The organism is Psychrobacter phenylpyruvicus DSM 7000 = NBRC 102152 (genome assembly GCF_000685805.1).
Lineage (GTDB): Bacteria > Pseudomonadota > Gammaproteobacteria > Pseudomonadales > Moraxellaceae > Psychrobacter > Psychrobacter phenylpyruvicus.
This window is the reverse complement of the sequence record NZ_JMKP01000042.1, coordinates 1-18,786: the sequence shown is the minus strand read 5'-3', so window position 1 is coordinate 18,786 and position 18,786 is coordinate 1. Positions and strand designations below refer to the sequence as shown.

Genomic DNA, 18,786 nt, shown 5'->3' with positions numbered 1-18,786 from the left:
CCAAGGTTTGGAAACCAAGACAGCCAGTGGTTTTTAAAATATTGCCAGATTTGTTTGTCTTGATCCATGCCCATAAACTCACCAACTAGCTCCATACATATAATTTCAGTATCGCTAAGTTTAGGCGCAAATCCGCCTCTTCTTAACGGTTTTTGAACGACTAAGTTGTAATATTGCTCTACCATCAGATAGATATTAATGATAAATTCGTCAAGTGGCATCTCATTGTCCTTGGTCTTCTTGGTCGAAAACTTTAAGGATAGTGAGGTGTCATTTTTTTTCAACCCCTAAAAGTGTTGAGAGTGGGGTTAGGTTATAGCCTGTATCATTAGCCTAGGATTTGTCACACATTATCTGCTCGATATTCTTCTTTATCTTACAACGAATACATTTAACTTATGACTATAAAACACGATACTTTAGTAGGGGCTGATCGCTCAGAGCCTGACAGCAATTCTGCGACTCCTTCAGCCACAGCGACTAAAGTTGCTATTATTGGTGCGGGGATGACGGGACTGATGTCTGCTCAATTATTAGAGCAAGCTTTTGCCAGTTATGGGCAAGCTATAGACATCTGCATTTTTGAGAAGTCAGCTGGGGTAGGGCGCTTGGCCACTCGTTATAACCAACCAGAGTCGCATAGTAAGCAGCAGTGGCAGTTTGATTTTGGGGCGCAGTTTTTTACTGCCAAGTCAGAGGCTTTCCAAGCTTATTTACAGCCTTGGCTAGAGCGGGGTGTTATTGAGTGTTGGCATGCCACAACCGCCATAGCGCACGGTACAGAATCAAAGCCAGACATTGAGTTGACTGGACGCTGGGACAGTGAGCAGCCACGACATATCAGCAGTCCAAAAATGACCAGTTTTGGTCGAGCTTTGGCGGCAGAGTTAAAGCACACTAAGCTTCATTACAAAACCCGAGTAGCGCCATTAAGCTCTGATAACTGCGTCAATCACCGCTCAACTGACACAGCAGCTCAGACCACTTTATGGGATGATAAAGGTAATGAACTGGGTAGGTTTGATTGGGTGGTATGTACCGCACCACAGGCGCAAGCTATTGAGCTTTTTGAGCAAACCGACTTTGCCTTACTCGATAATCTTAAGCTTCCAAAGATGTTGGCTTGTTATAGCTTGATGCTAGGCTGGGAGCAGGCTTCCACCTTACCCCCAAGCTTAAAAGAGGCTCAGTGGGAAGTGCTTGATGTGCAACTGGCACACTCACCACTTAGTCGTGTGTTTATTGAGCAGCATAAGCCAGGTCGCGGGGCTGTTTTGCCCAGTATTACTATTCATGCCAGCAATGACTGGTCTGAATCAAAGGTAGATGCAGCGATAGAGGAGGTTCAGCAACAGCTATTGCAGGCCACGCAGCATTTATTGGGCTGGGAGCACAGTACGGCTCCACAGTGGATAGATTGTCATCGCTGGCGTTATGCTGCTACTGCTCAGATAGAAAGTAATATCCCCTCACAAATTAGCTATGTTGACAGTAGTAAGCAGTGGCTAGTGACAGGAGACTGGTGCGATGAGGGGCGGATAGAAAGCTGTTTTAAAGCTGCAACCCAAGTGGTAGAGGTAATTGCACCTTAAGTAACAAAAAATTCTTAAAAAAAGAAATAAAAAAGAAAAAGTAACTGGTGATGAATAAGATTCAAGAAAGGCGAGGATATTTGATTATCCTCGCCTTTCTTAGTAGTACTGAGATATAAGGGGTATTTTATTGATTATGGGGCTTTATGTTGATTGCGGCGCCATTCAACTAAGTCAATAACGTCTTGCTGAATACCTGCCTTAAGCGCTTCTAAACTTTCGTACTTACGTTCGTCATGTAAGTGATGTAAGAATCTCACTTGTAGCGTCTTGTCATATAAATTACCCGAGAACTCTGGAAAAAAAACCTCGAGACGCCATTCTTGAGGCTTGTCTACTGAGGGACGGATGCCGATATTAGCAGTACCAAATAAACTATGGGGAAGTAGCCCAGCAATTCCAGTTTTTCCCTCTTTAACAAGGTCTGAAAAGCCATCTGCTATAACCTCTCCTGCCTCATCTAATATCACCACATCCACACCATAGACACCGTGCAGAGCGGGACGGACTCTATTTAACTCGATATTGGCGGTCGGGAAGTCCAAAGTACGCCCAATTTTATCACCTCCGACGACTTTGCCAGTTATCGTATAGTCACGATTTAGCAAGCGGCTAGCCGTCTTTAGATCCCCTTCGGCCAATAGTTCACGAATCCTGGTCGAGCTGATGCGTTTGTCTTCAAGCGTCGAGTTGTCTTGAGTCTCTGCAATATAAGTATCGGTTATGGTATGTAAGTTGGTAACTGGTAGGCCATAACTGCGTAAGAACTCACTGTCTCCAGTGCGATCATGACCAAATTTAAAGTCATCACCCAATACCAATGATTTCACATTTAGATGCTCAACTAACATATCTGCAAATTCAGAAGCAGATAGAGAGCGGAAGGCTTCATCAAATTTAGCGACAACGACCGTATCTATACCAAGCTTAGCCAGTAAGGTTAGTTTTTCATCTTGAGAGGTTAATCGAGCAGGGGCAGAGGAAGGATCAGATTTTAGTTGGGCGAAGTACTCACGCGGCTGTGGCTCAAAGATCATGACCATAGTCTGCAGCTGTTGCTCGCTAGCACTTTGCTGCAGCTGCTTTAACATGGCTTGATGGCCTAAGTGCACCCCATCAAAATTACCAATGGTTAACACACTATCAGCATTTAGACTACTGTGGCTCTTGCCAGCATGAATTGTGGCCAAATCTAAAAAAATTGTTTTCATAAAGCCTTATCGATAAACACAAGGGTAGTTGTTAGCTACTTTAAAAATAAGTAATAACCAGATAAACCATTAAACTGGCAATTCAGATAAATAAAAAATATAGCACAATAAAGCAGATTGCAAATGGCCTTAAAAGGCAACTACTTTATAGATAATTTGCCTTCATTATAATGTAAAATTACGGTCACTGAGGCTCAAAATCAGTTCAATGCATTTTAATAAGAAGATAACACTATGGTTAGTTCCATCAACTCAGTTTCCAAAAACCTAGTCCCGCCCCAAAACCTGTATAAGATTCGTTTGGCCGAGCCTTCTGATTTACCTGATATTGTGACCATTTACAATCAAAGTATCGCTGGTAAAGCCTCGACAGCCGACTTAGAGCCAGTGACCATTGCCGATAGACAGGACTGGTTTGATGAGCATCTGACTCGGCCCAATCGCCCTATTTATGTGGTAACCAATACTGAAGGTGTCATTATGGCCTGGGGTAGCTTTAGTGATGTCAAAAATCGGATAGCTTACCATATCAGTAGTGAGATTAGTATTTATGTCGCGGCACAATTCCAAGGTTTGGGTTTAGGTAGTTTGTTGCTGCAATGGATGTTAACCCAAGCTCCACAACTGGGTATCCAAAATATCTTGGCGCTTATATTTGGTCATAATGAGCCAAGCTTAGCCTTATTCCAAAAGTTTGGCTTTGAGTTTTGGGGGAGATTCCCTAAGGTATGTGATATGCAAGGCTTCACTGCAGATCTAGTAATACTAGGTAAAGCGTTATAATCTTCTTATTAAAGAGTATAACGCTTTTGGGTAAAACAAGAGGACTTACTATTTATAAGGGTTATCGTCCTCGGTAATGATAGGCTCATTTTTATCATGAGATAGGATGCTAAGTAGCCCTCCTTTCTTTTTAGACTTATGAGCAGCTTTGTCTGCCTTATTAGCTAGGTTAGCATCGGACTTTAAATCAGCATCAGGAGGTATAATCGCCTCTTTTCTTTGGTTATCCTCAACCACTTCTGCATCAGGATCGTAAGCCTCTGCATCAAGGTCGTTATCATCAGGCTTCAACGAGTCGCTATTTTTTGCCCGTGTCTTTTTATCAGAATCATCAAACATCGACTTGGTTGTCTCAACACCTTGACGCGGGATACTGTTTTCAAAGATATCTGCAAGAGGAATATCTAATTCATTTTTGGCATGCTGCTCAGTGTCTTTGAAGCGCTGAATTAATAAGCTTAACCAAGGCGTGTCCATATTGGTAGTCAAATCATCTAACTCATCTTTGATGGGCAGTGGATAGGGAAGAGTACGGTAAAAATCCCACAAAGTAATGTTATCCAAGTCTCTTTTTAAGACATAATTGCCTTTTTCAGTAATGGTAATCAAGTTGCTGTCTAATAAGTAATTAAGATAGGTAAACCACTTAGGCAACTCTTTGCGACCTAATACGCTACGTAGCTCCTCTTCACTGGTTGAGTTGCCATCTTGATAGCGATCATAAATCAGGTTCAACATGTCTAATAGGCTTAGTAGCGGGTGACGAGGATAGACCTCCTTCGTCGCAAAGATAGTTAGGCTATAGCTTATCTCAACCCCAAGTAAGATTAGGTTCCAAGACAAATAAATCCATAACAGGAAAATAGGTAGGGCAGCAAAAGCACCATAAATAGCTTCATAACTGGTGAAGTTGGTCATAATGATACCGAATGAGTACTTCAGTAATTCAAAAGTAACCGCCACAAAGACACCGGCTATTGCTGCATTTTTTAACGGAACTTTTGCTTTGGGAATAAACCAGTACATGCCAATGAAACCTGCGATAGTTACCGCAAACGACACCACTTGAATCCAGAAGTTCCAGTCAATTCCATAACCGCCAATTTGCTGGTTTAAAAAGCTTAAACTTTGAACCGTACTTGATACGATAAAAGCCGTGCCCAACACCAATGGACCTAGGGTTATAATGGTCCAGTAACGAACAATACTTTTTATACCACCTGAGCGGTCTTCTACTCGCCAAATTTCATTAAAAGCACGTTCAATGGTGGTTAAAGTCATGATACTGGTGACGAACAACGCCATGGCACCAATCGCTGTTAAGTTACTCGACTTTTCGGCGAAGCTATCAAGATACTGTGATACCTGGAGCCCTGACTGTGGCAACAGGTTGCTATAAATAATATTAGAGATTTGATCGCGCACAGATTCTAAAGCGGGTATTGATGACAATATCATTAACAATACCGTTAAAATAGGCACGATAGATAATAGTGTGGTGTAAGTCAACGAGGCGGCTTTTTGTTGACAATTATCGTTAACGAAGTTGCGAATCAAGAAACGCAAAAAGTTAAACCAAGATTTGTCATAAAATGGCAGCTTTTTTAACAGGTTTTCCATATTAGAATCATTATGTAGGGTTATCGAAAAGTGGGGTGGTATATTGTGTTAAGGTGGCATAGTTTACCAAATATTGATAATCAAAACGTGAAGAATGTTTGTGTCTAAGTGATATGATATTGTTAAGGCACAAAAGGCCCACCAAACTTTGTGTTCAAATTTAGTATTTAAGCTCCAGCTGTGGCAAAATGGTTGTTACGACTATGAAATTATACAGACTTATTTCAACAGTTTTATTCAACACCTATTGTCTCTAAAACGACACTATAATAGAAAATTTTAAATATTTGGAAGTACGCTTTTATGACAAATAATAATGTCTCTAGTCAATCTATGGCAGACAGCTATGTGCTGGTATTGTATTACTCTCAGTATGGTACGACTAAGGAGATGGCCTATGCCATTGCTCAAGGGATTGAAGAGGCGGGCATGACCGCACGTATTCGTACTGTGCCTAAGGTAGCTGTAGAAACCACGGTGGCTAAGCCTGCAATCCCAGATGAGGGGGATTTGTATTGCACCATGTCTGATCTACAAAACTGTTCAGGTCTTGCCTTAGGCAGCCCTACCCACTTTGGTAATATGGCTGGGTCGATGAAACACTTTTGGGACAGCACTGTAACCTTATGGCTAGCAGGCAATTTACAAAACAAACCGGCCACCGTCTTTACCAGCACTGGCTCAATGCATGGCGGGCAAGAGACCACATTAATAACGATGATGATGCCTCTGTTGCACCACGGTATGATGATCTTAGGAGTGCCTTATTCAAACCCTGAGTTAAATCGCACCAATCGTGGTGGTACACCTTATGGCTCAACTCATGTCAGCGGCAGTGCTCATGACCAACCAATAACCAAAGATGAGCGCAGCTTGGCTATTGCTCAAGGTCGCCGTTTGGCGAATGCTGCCAAAGCGCTTACCAACGTTAAGTGGTCTTAGAGTATGGCCAAAAAAAAGGGGCTAGACAGAAGTAGTCCAGAGAACTTAGTTTTAATTGCCAAATTGCAATCCAAGCTGCGCATGAGCTGGCTAGTATGGCTCGGATATCGTAGCTTGGGTTTGCCGATATTGTTAGGCATGCTGCTAGCTACTCAGCCCGATAAGCTAGGAGGCATTGCTTGGCAGCTGTTATGGCTGATCCCCGCCCTAATTGTGACACCTTGGATTCTCAAGGGGAAGTCGCCTTATGCTTTACTGATGAGCAGCATGCTAACCTTGGTCTACTTGGGCGCCAGCGGTGTAACCCTATTTTCCAGATTCTATGACAGTGGTATTAGTGTTCTATGGGTATATGGTATTGATTTGCTGCTTATTTTGATTATCAATGTCTGGCTTTTTAAGTTACTTAAGCGTTTGCCGTCGATGAATGACAAGTTTAAAGACTCCATTTAATTTTATTTTAAATAAGTTGTTAATATAAATTTATTAATTGCTATAACGTAATAAATCAAAAATTTTGATTGATTTTAAGCTCAGTTTAGCCTTAAGGGCAGACTGGGCTTTTTTTATATGAGCCACAAAAAAGACTTAACCCCAAAATATCAATTAAGATAAATTCTGGACTTGGTTAAAAATGTGTAATAGTATAAATCTATTGATGCAGATTTGTAATCATATGTGAAATAATATTTCTCTAGGATTAAACGTAATAACCAACAGGACGGTACTCATGAAATTACTCACTTCTTTATCTGCGATAACACTTGGCATGTTAATAATGACAGGCTGCTCTACATCGTCGGATGAAGCATCAGATGTCGAATCTGCTACAGCAACCGATACCCAATTTATCACCATTGGTACAGGCGGTGTCACTGGCACCTACTACCCTACAGGCGGTGCTATTTGCCGTATGGTAAAAGCTGCAGAAACCCCCATTCGTTGTTCCGTCGAGTCAACTGGTGGTTCAGTTTATAATGTAAATACCATTAAAGCGGGGGAGTTAGATTTTGGTATTAGCCAAAGTGATACTGCTTACCAAGCTTATAAAGGAGAAGGTAAATTCGCTGACGCTCCAGTAGAAGGTCTACGTAGTGTAATGGCAATTTATCCTGAGCTACTGTCACTTGTAGTACGTAAAGACTCTGGTATTACTACCTTGCAGGACGTCAAAGGTAAGAAGATTAATGTTGATGTGCCGGGTAGTGGCAATCGTATGACTGCTGAAGCGGTATTTGAAGCCAGTGGTATTAGTGTCGATGACCTTGCCTTTGCTAATGAGCTGAAAGCATCAGAAGGCCCTACTATGTTGAAAGACAAAAAGGTCGATGGTTATTTTTATATGGTGGGTCACCCTACTGCTAATATTAAAGACGCTGCCAATTCTGTCGACATTAATCTAGTGCCAATCGATGGGGAAGGGGTCGACAAATTAGTAGCTGAAAATCCATATTATGCTAAAGGCACTATTTTGGCAGAGTATTATGAAGGCGTAGAACAAGATGTACCAAGCATTGGGGTTAAAGCAGTACTGGTAACCCGTGATGATATGGCCGATGATGCGGTAGCTGCAATTACCCAAGCTGTACTGGATAACTTTGATGAGTTTAAAGACGCACATCCTGCCTATAAAAATATTACTAAAGAGTCTTTACTTGAGGGCTTAGCAGTGCCACAACACCCTGCTGCTATAGCAGTATTTGAAAAAGCGGGAATTGTCTCAGCCAACGCTCAGTCATAAAATTATTTGTAATGCATTAACTTAATGAGTAAGCACAGGTTTATCGGCCTGTGCTTATTTTTTTTAAAAGACTCTTGGAGAATGCTATGAACAACTTTCCTTCACAAGATACGGTCGTAGATGATGCCAGTATCGATAACGCAGATGTCTTAGAAGGCAAACGTGTTCTACCCACCAATTCATTCGGTTATATAATTATTGGTGTTATTGCTTTCTTATGGTCGTTTTTTCAACTGTATGTGGTGTTAATTCCATTTAATGATGTCTTTGTTAGATCGATTCATTTAGCCTTTGCATTGCTGATGACTTTTTTGATGTACCCGATGTTCCGTACCAAAAAGACAATGTCCAGTATTCCAGTTTGGAACTATGCACTTGGTCTAATGGCTGCGGCTACCGCGTTATATATTTTCATTTTTTACGATGCGCTTAATGCCCGTTCTGGTGCTTGGATACCGATGGATGTCTGGGTAGCGTTGGCCGGTATTTTGCTGTTACTTATGGCTTCGCGCCGAGCTTTAGGGCCGGCTCTTGCTATCATTGCCATTCTATTTTTAGGCTATGTTAAATTTGGCCAAATTATGCCGGATATGATTGCGCATAAAGGGGCCAGTATTAATAAAATGATGGGGCAGATGTTTCTGACCACAGAGGGTGTGTTTGGGGTACCACTAGGGGTGAGTGCCAGCTATGTATTCCTCTTCGTTTTATTTGGGGCACTACTAGAAAGGGCAGGAGCAGGTAAGTATTTTATTGATTTGGCTTATGCCGCATTGGGCCGCTTTGATGGTGGACCGGCTAAGGCGTCTGTTGCGGCATCTGGGATGATGGGTATCATTTCAGGTTCCTCTATCGCCAATACAGTGACCACAGGCACTTTTACCATTCCTTTGATGAAAAGATTGGGGTTTCCTGCGCATAAGGCGGCTTCAGTGGAAGTTGCAGCGTCGACCAATGGCCAATTAATGCCGCCTATTATGGGAGCGGCAGCATTTATCATCGCCGAGTTTTTGGGTATGGATTATGCGGGCGTGATTATGGCAGCCGCTATTCCTGCTTTTGTCAGTTATATCGCCTTATTTTATATCGTTCATTTGGAAGCCAAAAAGTTAGGTATTAAAGGGGAAGCTAAAGATCGCTTGCCGCAAGTGTGGGGGGTGTTCATTAGCGGATTACATTTCTTGCTGCCAGTATTCTACTTAATGTATACCTTAGTCGTTTTGCGTATGTCACCACAGCGAGCTGCCTTTAATGGTATTTTAGTTTTGATGGCTATTATGGTTGTTCAGCCTTTTGTTAAGTCGTTATGGGCTAAAAAAAGCTTAAATCTTTCCGAGAACTTAAATACAGTGATAAATGATCTGGTTGCTGGCATGGTTAATGGGGCTAAGAATATGGTACCTATTGCCATTGCTACTGCAGTGGCAGGTATTGTTGTCGGTTCAGTTACGCTCACAGGTATTGGCTTAATCTTAGCCGATGTAATTGAGGTAATGTCTCAAGGCTATATATTGGCAGTGTTAGTGTTAACAGCAGTGGTATGTTTGGTACTTGGTATGGGTTTGCCTACTACCGCAAACTATATCGTGATGGCATCTTTAACCGCACCAGTTATCTTAGGATTAAGTGGAGATTTAGGATATTTAGTTCCCGCAATTGCGGCTCACCTGTTTGTGTTCTACTTCGGTATTTTGGCAGATGATACCCCTCCCGTAGGCATGGCGGCTTATGCGGCGGCGGGTATTGCCAAATCCGATCCTATTAAAACCGGTATTCAAGGTTTTGCCTATGATATTAGAACTGCCATTTTACCGTTTATGTTTTTCTTTAACTCTAAGCTGTTGTTAATCGATGGGGTAGATCCCACTAATCCTAAAGACCCTGCAGGGTGGCAATGGATTACCAATCCGTTTGAGATTGGTCTTATTTTTGCTATGGCAGTGCTTGGTATGTTGGCTTTTTCGTCAGCGACACAGCGTTGGATACGCGTTAAAACCAATGGGTTAGAGGTGATTATATTAATAGCGATTACTTTATTGCTGATGATACCCAACGTCATTCAAAGTTGGCTTAATTTACCGTACGAGTACGTCAGTTATGCAATCGGCTTAAGCTTGTATGCGCTAATATATGGGCTGCAAATGAGACGGCATAAGGCGCAGTTGGCTATTATGAAAACAGTTTAATAAAATACGATTGATACAATAATCCACATATTTCCAAATTAAATGTGGCACTGATAGAGGAAAGCTTTAGAGACGCAACTAATAAGCACATAAAAATGCCTCACTAAATCTAGTGAGGCATTTTTTTAATCATTAATTTAGCAAGATTAATTTAGCAAGGTTGTATAAATTGCTATATCAACTGCAGAAAATTAACGGACTTTGGTCAGTTTCATTTCCATTTTCTTGCCATCATTAATTTGAGTCACTTGTACAGGCAAATAATCTAAGCTAGGTGCTAACCAGAAGCTAGTTGAACGGTCATTGTCATCATGAATACGGTCAACGCGAATGGTATCAAATGTACCTGCTGGAACCGTGATTTTAGTATTACCTGCTTTTTTGAAAGGCGTTTTTTCTACTTTGTCTTTTTTGACCATGTAGTAGTTACCAGTGAATTTGCCGGTTAATAGATCTTGTCTAATTTGGGCTTCTAGACTCAAATCATCAAAAGCTCTATTAGGGGCTGATAAGTTCACGGTCTTACCACGGTAAGTACTGGCAACTTTTTTACCAGAATTACTAAACTTCATATTATGGGTATTACCCACACCAAATAATTTATAACTGGTACTTGCACTGCTTGGGATAATATTATTACCGCTTAAGCTGAAGGTACTATTTTGATTTGCGGTAGCCACACCTGCTACTCTAGCATTTACTTTGTAGTTCCAAGAGTTACCTGACTTGGTTAAAGTACGGGTAGCAGTACCTTTATACTTGTTTTCAACCGTGAAAGAATAGTCCGCAGTTGAGGGGGTTAAGGCTGTTGATGCCATGCCTGCTGTTGATGCCACAGCGGTTGCCGTTGCTAAGCTGACACCAGCAACAATTTTTTTCGCTCTCATATTTTTTAATTTGTTAAACATATTTTTGCCCTTAAAATTTATTTCTTTTCTCTAAGTTGTTATCAATGGGATAGGTTACTTATTAATAGAGTTTTCTCTATCTAAGCGAAGACCTATTAAAGTTAACTATACTCTATATATGGTCATACCTTGTTACATTTCCAAGGGCAGTATTGCAGGTATTTTGTTAGCATTTCTTACTGAGTTGCTTACCTTATTACCCAGAGTAAAGAGTTGACCAAAAAAGACAGCCTAAGCTGTCTTTTTGATTGATGAATAAGAATAATAGTCGTTTATAGCCATCTCTTTAAAGATTAGTGACCACCACCGTTAATGGTACGAACCATCTCTTCCACCATCTTCTTGGCATCACCAAAGATCATCATAGTCTTATCTAGATAGAATAGTGGGTTGTCGAGTCCAGCATAACCCGTACTCATAGAGCGTTTGATAACCATAACCGTTTGCGCTTTTGACGCTTCAAGGATAGGCATACCGAAGATTGGAGAACCTGGGTCATCTTTAGCAGAAGGGTTAACCACGTCGTTGGCACCAATAATTAATACCACATCTGTACTTGGGAAGTCCGAGTTAATCTCATCCATCTCCAAAATGTCATCGTAAGGCACATCTGCTTCAGCAAGCAGTACGTTCATGTGACCTGGCATACGACCTGCAACAGGGTGAATGGCAAAACGAACATTTACCCCTTGTTCCTTTAGAAGCTCATACAATTCTTTTACCGCATTCTGCGCACGACCTTGGGCCATACCATAACCTGGGACAATAATAACGTCACTGGCATTACTCATTAAGAAGCCTGCATCTTCAGCAGAGCCAGACTTGTAAGTTTTTGGTGCGCCATCATCGCTACCAGCGACAGCAGCGGTTGAACCTATTCCACCAAACAATACGTTTAATAATGAGCGGTTCATAGCCTTACACATGATGTAAGATAAAATCGCACCTGATGACCCTACTAGCGAGCCGGCAATAATCAACATTGAGTTGCCTAAGGTGAAACCGATACCTGCTGCTGCCCAACCCGAGAAAGAGTTAAGTAGAGACACAACCACCGGCATATCACCGCCACCAATTGGGGCAATCCACATCCAGCCAAATAACACTGCAAATACTGTCATGGCATAGAATGCTGGCATAGACTCAGTGACGAAGTACCAGCCGCCACAAGCAACCATAGCCACAAAAAGAATCAACTGTAAGGGTTTAACCCAGCTGCCATTGACAGTTTTGGCCCATTTCTTAGCCCCTAATTTACCGAAGGCAAACACTGAAGCGGAGAAAGTAATGGCACCGATAAAGCAACCAATGAACAGCTCAACACGAGCAATTGTACTGTGTTCGTGTGTGCTGTTAAGCACAGTGGCTAAGGCGATAGCGACCGCCGCCAAACCAACGAAAGAGTGCATTAATGCCACAGTTTCGGGCATTTCGGTCATGGCAACGGTTTTTGCTTTCCACATACCGACTAAAGCACCTAAGATCATCGCACCGATGATAAGCCAAAGCACAGGACCTTCGGCTAAGAAGAAGGTGGTAATTACGGCAATAGCCATGGCAGCCATACCGAAACGGTTCCCACGAATGGCTGTCTTGGGGCTAGATAGACCGCGTAAAGTAAGAATAAATAATACAGCACCTATTAAATAGAACCAATCAGCGTGAGCAGCAATCCAGTTCATTGGAGTTAGTTCAGGATTCATGCGTCACCTCCTTTTTGGTCAGCCGCTGTGTTTACTTTTTTCGCTTTAGGTTTGAACATGGCAAGCATACGCTCAGTTACTGCAAAACCCCCAAAAATATTAATGCTGGCTAAAAACACAGCGAAGGCACCCAATAAGCTGGTCACTGAAATGGCATTGCCATCGATATGAACTGTTTGTAGCATCGCACCCACGATAACGATACTTGATAAGGCATTGGTTACTGCCATTAAAGGGGTGTGAAGTGCAGGGGTAACGCCCCAAACAACGTAATAACCCACAAATATGGCCAATACAAAGATGGTAAATATGGCCACGAATGGGGTAGCACCAGTTACGGCAACGCCCAGTGGTGCGGTTGCTAATAAAGTAGCAAGCATAATCTTCTCCTAAGATCTTTCTAAATTATTCATGTTTAGCTTTTTGGATTATTTTTGACAGCGCAGAGGCTACAGTCAGCAATGTTTGCCTGACTAATCAAGCCTTTATCTACGTTGTAAACGCACCTCACCACTATGGGTTACTGCTAAAGCTCCCTGAATTTCATCTTCAAGGTTAATCGTTAAGGCATTGTTATTGTCTTTATCAAATAAAGTAGTAATAAAGTTCACTAAGTTATTGGCATATAAGTCAGAGGACTGCGCCGCTAAGCTTGCTGGAATGTTGACGGCTCCGATAATACGCACGCCATTTTCTGTGACGATGGTCTCACCAGAGACAGTGCCCTCAACGTTACCGCCTGAGCTTGCGGCCATATCGATTAATACTGAGCCTGCTTTCATTTTGTCTAGCGTCGTTTTATGCACCAATCTTGGCGCATTACGACCTGGAATTTGAGCTGTGGTAATAACAATATCTGCATTGGAGACCGCTTTATCGACCACAGCCGCTTGATCTTTCATGTACTGCTCAGATGGGGTCCAAGCATAGCCGCCTGTTGATTTGGCCTTTTCTTTTTCCTCATCGCTCATTGGTACATCCAACCATTTACCGCCCAGTGACTCCACTTGCTCTTTGGCTGCGGGACGTAGGTCACTGGCTTCAACCACAGCGCCCAAACGCTTAGCAGTAGCAATAGCTTGAAGACCAGCCACACCCACCCCTAAGATAACCACTTTGGCAGGTTTAACTGTACCGGCCGACGTCATAAACATAGGGAAGGGGCGGGCGTATTCATTGGCTGCCATTAGCACTGCTTTATAACCGGCTAAGTTGGCTTGTGAGGACAACACATCCATGTTTTGTGCACGAGATAGAGTGCGAGGTAGCAACTCCATCGCATAGGCAGTGACCCCCTGCTGCGCATAGTTATCTAACTGATCATTACGGTAAGGGTCGAGCATACCAATGACGATGCTACCGGCGGAAAGTCGAGAGATTTGATCTGCAGTAAGGTTTTGAACCACACAGATAATGTTGGCTTGAGACAGTACTTCATACTCACTGGTAACTTTAGCACCAGCGTTAACATAAGCGGCATCATCATAATAGGCGTGTTGACCTGCACCAGATTCAATAATCACCTCATGGCCAAGCTTAATAAGTTTCTTTACTGAGTCTGGCGTAATTGCAACACGTCCTTCAAATGCCTGCTTGGCTTGGATTGTGCCTATTATCATGTTTGCTCCTAGCTTGTTTGATTGATCTAAGTTTTGACTAAGTTCACCGGATGTTGTCTCAGTTTCGATATTCGCTAGCGAAAACATCTGGTTGGTAACATTCAAACTAATGGTTATCAATTTAATAAATGGTTAACTCAATACCATCATGGGAATTTATTATAAGAATATAAATTAAAATAATTCATCGTAGAAATGTGACCAACCAGTAAAATTTAATCACAAACTTTAATTTATGTGCTTTAGCAAAGTAAGATGGAAACATAACACAAGGTTATCTATGAATGCGAGAAAAGATTAACAGCGATACAAGATAAATTTAAAATTAAGTCAGTGATTAGAGGTTAGTCAAGAAGGGCTTAAACTTGTTAAACTATAGCGAGTCAAAGAATCAAACCAAGTAAGAAATAAAATAAATCGAGGATAAAACGATGTACTTTGTATTGTCTCCAGCCAAAAGTTTAAATGAGAGCGATGATATCCCAGTCAACGTGGGAAATTATTATAGTCAGCCACAGCTGATTGAGCAGGCTCAACAGCTCATGAAAATCTTGAAGTCTAAAGAGCCTGTAGATTTGCAGGAGCTAATGAGCATCTCTGATGACTTAGCTCAGCTAAATGCGCAGCGTAATCAGGAGTGGGCTTGGAGTGAGCAAAAACCCTTTGATGAAACCAACGCCAAAGCCGCTGCCTATCTCTTTGATGGAGATGTCTATACAGGTCTTGATATGTATAACTTAGATAAAGAGACGGTGATTTATCTTAATGAGCATCTAGGGATTTTGTCAGGGTTATATGGGGTATTAAAACCTCTTGATTTAATTCAGCCTTATCGCTTAGAGATGGGTACCAAACTCCAAAATGATCATGGCGATAACCTGTATCATTTTTGGGGAGAGGATATCACTGAGGTCATTAATCAAAGAATGAGTGAGTCGAGCGAGCAGGGCGAAGACAATGTATTGATTAACTTGGCCTCCAACGAATATTTCAAAGCTGTAAAAAAGAAATCACTTAATGCCGATATCATCACTCCACGTTTTGAAGATGAAAAAAATGGTAACTACAAAGTGATCAGCTTCTATGCAAAAAAAGCGCGCGGTCTTATGGTGAAATATGCCGCAGATAATAAGATAACCAAAGCAGAAGAATTAAAGAAATTTGATTTGGCGGGTTATTATTATGTGGATGATCTGTCTGATGATAAAACTTGGACTTTCAGACGAGATGAAGCTGATCAGTAGTCTTAAGTTTTTTAAGCCATATCTTCGAAGCCATATCTTCTAAGCTATAGACAAAGAGTCTTAACAATAAAAAACCCCGATAAGCGATTGCCTATCGGGGTTTTGTTTGCCAGTTACGCATTTAGCGTATCATGAGCAAGTAAAGGGAGGGGATGATTACATCATGCCGCCCATACCACCCATGCCGCCCATACCACCAGCACCCATGCCAGCCATAGCATCATTGTCTTCTGGCTTATCAGTGATCATGGCTTCAGTAGTCAGCATTAGACCTGCAACAGAAGCTGCGTGCTCTAGTGCTGAACGAGATACTTTAGCTGGGTCAAGGATACCCATTTCTAACATATCACCGTATACACCAGTGGCTGCGTTATAACCGTAGTTACCAGAACCGTTCTTAACTTCATTCACTACCACAGAGGCTTCATCACCTGCGTTGGTTACGATTTGACGTAGTGGGGCTTCCATCGCACGGCGTAGAATGTTAATACCTGCGTTTTGGTCGTCGTTGTCGCCTTGTAGGTCAGCTAGTGCATTTAACGCACGAACCATAGCAACACCACCACCAGGTACCACACCTTCTTCTACTGCAGCGCGAGTCGCGTGTAGTGCATCGTCAACACGGTCTTTTTTCTCTTTCATAGCGGTTTCAGTAGCAGCACCTACTTTAATTACTGCAACACCGCCTGATAGTTTGGCCACACGTTCTTGTAGTTTCTCTTTGTCGTAATCTGAAGTAGATTCTTCGATTTGACGGTTGATAGACTCAACGCGTGCTTCGATATCAGCTTTAGAACCCGCACCATCAACAATTACTGTGTTCTCTTTGCCCACAGTTACTTTTTTCGCAGTACCTAAATGTTCGATAGTTGCGCTCTCTAAGCTTAGACCTACTTCTTCAGAGATTACAGTACCGCCAGTTAAGATAGCGATGTCTTGTAACATGGCTTTACGACGGTCACCGAAACCTGGGGCTTTAACCGCACAAGTTTTCAGACCACCACGCATGTTGTTCACTACTAAAGTAGCTAGTGCTTCGTTTTCAACGTCTTCAGCGATGATTAGAAGCGGCTTGCTTTGCTGCATTACTTGCTCAAGTAATGGCACGATTTCACGGATGTTGCTGATCTTCTTGTCAACAAGCAGAATGAATGGATTTTCAAACTCAGCAGTTAAGCTGTCTTGCTTGTTAGCGAAGTATGGGCTGATGTAGCCGCGGTCGAACTGCATACCTTCAACGACTTCTAGTGAATCTTCGAAGCCAGAACCTTCTTCAACAGTGATAACGCCTTTTTTGCCCACTCTTTCCATAGCTTCAGAGATTAGCTCACCAATTTTGGTGTCAGAGTTAGCAGAGATAGAGCCTACTTGAGCGATGGCTTTTGAGTCGTCAGCTGGAGTAGAGATGTTGTGGATTTCTTGCACAGCAGCAGCAACCGCTTTATCGATACCACGTTTAAGATCCATTGGGTTCATGCCAGCAGCTACTGACTTCATGCCTTCAACTAAGATAGCTTGAGCCAATACAGTTGCAGTAGTAGTACCGTCACCAGCCACGTCGTTAGTCTTGCTAGCGACTTCACGTACCAGCTGTGCACCCATGTTTTCAAATTTGTTTTCTAGTTCGATTTCTTTGGCAACTGATACACCATCTTTAGTAATTGCAGGCGCGCCAAAAGATTTATCGATAACCACGTTACGGCCTTTAGGACCTAGGGTTACTTTAACAGCGTTAGCTAGAACGTTTACGCCGTCCATCATTTGTTTACGAGCGTCAATGCCAAATTTTACGTCTTTAGCCATGAGAATACTCTCCAGTTATTTTAGTTAATGAGTGTTAATTTAATTTATTAGAGTTGATTTGAGCTTATTTGCCTAGCCAATCTGTTTTTGTAATAGTGGATTGCCTAAGCCAAAAGAAGGTTGGTAATCCTTTAGATTAACCTTCTAGTACACCCAATACATCAGACTCTTTCATAATCAATAATTCTTCGCCGTCAACTTTCACAGTTTGACCTGCATATTGACCGAATAGAACTTTGTCGCCAACTTTAACGTCTAAAGCACGAACTTCACCGTTTTCACGGATTTGACCGTTACCAACCGCTAAGATTTCGCCTTGAGACGGTTTTTCTTGCGCCGAACCTGGTAATAAAATGCCACCGGCAGTTTTTTGTTCTTCTTCCACACGGCGGACAACGATGCGGTCATGTAAAGGGCGAATATTCATTGTTCACTCCATTAAAAATTTGATTAAGTTGATAAAAGGGTACCCATATCACTCAAGAAGTATTGTTATTTAGCAGAATTTCAACGGTATTAGATAAAATTTTGCCATGAGCTATGGGGCTGTCCTAAAAATGGGGTTAATGGACTAAATTTTCAACCTTAAACTAGCAATTTTTTTATTAAGTTGACTGACAAGTAGTCAACGGCTGTATAGACTATTGCCTGCGACGAACTTATGCTTTGTGTAAATAGTTTTATTAAATGGGCTATTTAGCCAATAAACATCTTTTGAAAACTTGATTTACCTTGTCTGGAGACTAGTAATGAATATGCTGATTCGCTTTTTTATAGTGATGGCGTTATTAAGACGTGAGCATTCTGAGTCGAATAAAAACTCGGAAAAAAGTAAGACCGCGCAGCAAGGAAATGATGATACTGTAAAAGTCTCCACTGAAGAACTATTCCGCCCTTTTAGTAAAAGTTATCGTGTCTTACCGCATGACATGGGCTTTCGTAATCACCTACCCAATTATCGCTATTTATCTTTTATTGAGATTAACGTAACAGCTTGGCTGTATAAAATTTTGAAGCAAAATGGTTTGGGCGGGCTGAGTATGGACTGGATCATCTCTATGCAAGAGATGGTTTATCTAAAAGAAATTAAATTCTTAGATAAAATGACGGTGACCAGTGCTTTAGAGGCATAGGTATCTACACAACTTAAAAAGAGCAAAAAAGAATGATAGAATCTTCCAGTATGGCATAGATAAAATGGAGCTAGATACGAGGCTCATCAAACGATATCAACAACTCGTACACAATCACACTCACCCAAACGGTTATCTACATGCTGGTATGAAAGCAACTATGGATACTAAAAGCAGTTTTGCTCAGACCCAAGCGTTATGGCGATTTGTGCATAATGACAACATCAGCTATCAAGAGCTTAGTAAGCCGTTACTTGAAAACAGCTTACAAGGATGTCGAGAGGACTGCAAACGCTATGGG

Annotated in this window: 16 protein-coding genes and 2 pseudogenes; 9 read left to right on the top strand and 9 right to left on the bottom strand. The window is 41.8% G+C overall.

What is annotated here, in order from left to right; genetic code table 11:
* Window positions 1-221: pseudogene (locus G561_RS0112050) on the bottom strand (IS982 family transposase); the annotation flags it as partial.
* 177 nt (window positions 222-398) lie between these two features.
* Between G561_RS0112050 and G561_RS14605 the strand changes: the two are divergent.
* Window positions 399-1,592 (top strand): NAD(P)/FAD-dependent oxidoreductase, encoded by a 1,194-nt coding sequence (locus G561_RS14605; RefSeq protein WP_081794474.1) that lies wholly within the window; start codon window positions 399-401, stop codon window positions 1,590-1,592.
* Window positions 1,593-1,726: 134 nt separating this feature from the next.
* On the opposite strand, the gene ribF is transcribed toward G561_RS14605, so the two are convergent.
* Window positions 1,727-2,803, bottom strand: coding sequence for a bifunctional riboflavin kinase/FAD synthetase (gene ribF, locus G561_RS0112040; protein ID WP_028859786.1), 1,077 nt, complete (start codon window positions 2,801-2,803; stop codon window positions 1,727-1,729).
* Window positions 2,804-3,037: 234 nt separating this feature from the next.
* Here ribF and G561_RS0112035 point away from each other — a divergent pair, with 234 nt between their 5' ends.
* Window positions 3,038-3,586 (top strand): GNAT family N-acetyltransferase, encoded by a 549-nt coding sequence (locus G561_RS0112035; RefSeq protein WP_051584541.1) that lies wholly within the window; start codon window positions 3,038-3,040, stop codon window positions 3,584-3,586.
* Between the two features lie 48 nt (window positions 3,587-3,634).
* Here G561_RS0112035 and G561_RS0112030 read toward each other — a convergent pair whose 3' ends face one another.
* A complete protein-coding gene (locus G561_RS0112030; protein WP_028859784.1) occupies window positions 3,635-5,206 on the bottom strand; it encodes a YihY family inner membrane protein in 1,572 nt (523 codons plus the stop codon).
* Between the two features lie 303 nt (window positions 5,207-5,509).
* On the opposite strand from G561_RS0112030, the gene wrbA reads away from it, so the two are divergent.
* From wrbA to G561_RS0112010, 4 genes are all read left to right on the top strand, one after another.
* On the top strand, window positions 5,510-6,148 hold the full coding sequence (gene wrbA / locus G561_RS0112025) for an NAD(P)H:quinone oxidoreductase (protein ID WP_081794473.1): 639 nt from the start codon (window positions 5,510-5,512) through the stop codon (window positions 6,146-6,148).
* 3 nt (window positions 6,149-6,151) lie between these two features.
* The gene (locus G561_RS0112020; RefSeq protein ID WP_028859782.1) at window positions 6,152-6,601 is read left to right on the top strand and encodes a hypothetical protein; all 450 of its coding nucleotides are present in this window, start codon (window positions 6,152-6,154) and stop codon (window positions 6,599-6,601) included.
* A 277-nt stretch (window positions 6,602-6,878) separates the two neighbouring features.
* Window positions 6,879-7,889, top strand: a complete 1,011-nt coding sequence (locus G561_RS0112015) for a TAXI family TRAP transporter solute-binding subunit (protein ID WP_081794472.1) — start codon at window positions 6,879-6,881, stop codon at window positions 7,887-7,889.
* Between the two features lie 86 nt (window positions 7,890-7,975).
* A complete protein-coding gene (locus G561_RS0112010; RefSeq protein ID WP_028859780.1) occupies window positions 7,976-10,075 on the top strand; it encodes a TRAP transporter permease in 2,100 nt (699 codons plus the stop codon).
* Between the two features lie 191 nt (window positions 10,076-10,266).
* Here G561_RS0112010 and G561_RS0112005 read toward each other — a convergent pair whose 3' ends face one another.
* The 4 genes from G561_RS0112005 to G561_RS0111990 all read right to left on the bottom strand — a co-directional run bounded on the left by G561_RS0112005 (window position 10,267) and on the right by G561_RS0111990 (window position 14,305).
* On the bottom strand, window positions 10,267-10,983 hold the full coding sequence (locus tag G561_RS0112005) for a DUF3108 domain-containing protein (protein WP_028859779.1): 717 nt from the start codon (window positions 10,981-10,983) through the stop codon (window positions 10,267-10,269).
* A 293-nt stretch (window positions 10,984-11,276) separates the two neighbouring features.
* Window positions 11,277-12,665 carry an NAD(P)(+) transhydrogenase (Re/Si-specific) subunit beta gene (locus tag G561_RS0112000; protein WP_028859778.1) on the bottom strand — a complete coding sequence of 463 codons (1,389 nt, stop codon included), beginning with the start codon at window positions 12,663-12,665 and terminating at the stop codon, window positions 11,277-11,279.
* A 17-nt stretch (window positions 12,666-12,682) separates the two neighbouring features.
* Window positions 12,683-13,066: a proton-translocating transhydrogenase family protein gene (locus G561_RS0111995; RefSeq protein WP_007394003.1), complete on the bottom strand. Its 384-nt coding sequence runs from the start codon at window positions 13,064-13,066 to the stop codon at window positions 12,683-12,685.
* Window positions 13,067-13,171: 105 nt separating this feature from the next.
* Window positions 13,172-14,305, bottom strand: a complete 1,134-nt coding sequence (locus G561_RS0111990) for a Re/Si-specific NAD(P)(+) transhydrogenase subunit alpha (RefSeq protein ID WP_051584540.1) — start codon at window positions 14,303-14,305, stop codon at window positions 13,172-13,174.
* A 431-nt stretch (window positions 14,306-14,736) separates the two neighbouring features.
* Between G561_RS0111990 and yaaA the strand changes: the two genes are divergently transcribed.
* Window positions 14,737-15,549, top strand: coding sequence for a peroxide stress protein YaaA (gene yaaA, locus G561_RS0111985; RefSeq protein WP_028859776.1), 813 nt, complete (start codon window positions 14,737-14,739; stop codon window positions 15,547-15,549).
* A gap of 156 nt (window positions 15,550-15,705) precedes the next feature.
* Here the strand turns inward: yaaA and groL are convergent, their stop codons facing one another.
* Together groL and G561_RS0111975 are read right to left on the bottom strand one after the other, a co-directional pair.
* Window positions 15,706-17,352, bottom strand: coding sequence for a chaperonin GroEL (gene groL / locus G561_RS0111980; protein WP_028859775.1), 1,647 nt, complete (start codon window positions 17,350-17,352; stop codon window positions 15,706-15,708).
* Window positions 17,353-17,488: 136 nt separating this feature from the next.
* Window positions 17,489-17,779: a co-chaperone GroES gene (locus G561_RS0111975; RefSeq protein ID WP_028859774.1), complete on the bottom strand. Its 291-nt coding sequence runs from the start codon at window positions 17,777-17,779 to the stop codon at window positions 17,489-17,491.
* A 322-nt stretch (window positions 17,780-18,101) separates the two neighbouring features.
* Here G561_RS0111975 and G561_RS14600 point away from each other — a divergent pair, with 322 nt between their 5' ends.
* Window positions 18,102-18,485: a hotdog family protein gene (locus G561_RS14600; protein WP_227674013.1), complete on the top strand. Its 384-nt coding sequence runs from the start codon at window positions 18,102-18,104 to the stop codon at window positions 18,483-18,485.
* Between the two features lie 64 nt (window positions 18,486-18,549).
* Window positions 18,550-18,786: pseudogene (locus G561_RS15245) on the top strand (transposase); the annotation flags it as partial.